This is a genomic window from Nonomuraea sp. NPDC026600, from assembly GCF_040638335.1.
Lineage (GTDB): Bacteria > Actinomycetota > Actinomycetes > Streptosporangiales > Streptosporangiaceae > Nonomuraea.
In genome coordinates this window covers 1-1,342 of the sequence record NZ_JBEZYD010000114.1, presented here as the reverse complement: position 1 = coordinate 1,342, position 1,342 = coordinate 1, and the positions used below count along the sequence as shown (strand labels likewise).

The window sequence follows — 1,342 nt, the reverse complement described above, 5'->3', positions numbered from 1 at the left end:
CAGGGCGATTTCAAGGTCGCCGCTGTGAGGTGATGGTCACGTGATGTCCGGATCCATCGTCGCTACATAGCGTGACCGCAGAAATAATGATGACCTTCCGTCTGTGATCATGGAGTTCTCTACGCTCCCAGATCACGACAAGAAGGTCATCGGTGCCAGTTTCCCATGCCCAAGCCAAGGTTTCGTCGCTGCTGGAGATGATCGCGGGCATCGCCGACCCGCGCGATCCACGCGGAGTGCGGCATCCGCTGGTGGCAGTGCTGGGAGTGGCCGTCCTGGTGACACTGGCGGGAGCGGCCAACTACCGGGAGATGGGCTCGACTGCGGCGGATCTGCCCCAGCGTCTGCTTGACCTGCTGCGCTGCCGCCGCCATCCGGTCTCAGGCCGGTGCCTGCCGCCCAGCGCCGCCACGCTGCGGCGCGTGCTGATCGAAGTGGATGCCGACGCGCTGGACGCCGCCGTGGGCGCCTGGCTGCGCAGGCACGCGGCCTGCCATGCGCAGGGCTGGACGATCGCGCTGGACGGCAAGGATCTCAATGGCAGCTGGAACGCCGACGGGCGACTGGTGCTGTTCTCGGCGATGACCCACCGCCGCGACGGGCAGGACGCCATCGTGCTCGGCCAGGTCGCCGTGCCCGCCGGCACTACCGAGACCACGCAGGTGCGCACCCTGCTGGAGGCTATGGAACTGGACCTCACCGGGGCGCTGGTCACCGCGGACGCGGCACACACCTGTGCCGAGACCGCACGCTACCTGGTGGAAGAGGCAAACGCCGACTACTTGCTCGCCGTCAAGGGCAACCGGTCCAGCCTGTACGCCGCCGCCGTCACCGCAGCCCGCGACCTGATCGCCGGCGACCCACACCACGTCATCACCGAACGCGGTCACGGGCGCATCAACCGGTGGGCCACCTGGGCCGCCACCATCGATGAAGACCTCGGCCTACCGCACGCCGCGCGCCTGGCCGTCATCCGCCGCGACGTCGCCGACCTGGCCGGATCCCCTCGCAGCAAGGAAGTCGTCATCATGATCACCAGCCGCGCCCACCTGTCGGCAGCCGAGATTTCGGCGCACACTCGCACGCACTGGGGCATCGAGAATCTGGAGCATCGATCCCGCGACACCGTCTGGCTCGAAGACGATCATCAGGCCTACCTCGGTCATGGCCCACGGGTGCTGGCCACCCTCCGCAACCTTGCCCTCGGCCTGTTCAGCATTCATGGCATTTCCAAGATCAAGGAGACCGTTCAGGCGATTGGCCGCAACCCTCTCCGAGCTCTCCCACTGATAACACAGAGTCACATCGAACCGTCAGCCGTTCGACTTTGAAATCGCCCTGG

Annotated in this window: 1 protein-coding gene; it reads left to right on the top strand. The window is 66.4% G+C overall.

Features of this window, described 5'->3' with window-relative positions; translation table 11 throughout:
• Positions 1-152 precede the first annotated feature (152 nt).
• A complete protein-coding gene (locus tag AB0F17_RS66440) occupies positions 153-1,331 on the top strand; it encodes an ISAs1 family transposase (RefSeq protein ID WP_358047858.1) in 1,179 nt (392 codons plus the stop codon).
• Positions 1,332-1,342 lie beyond the last annotated feature (11 nt).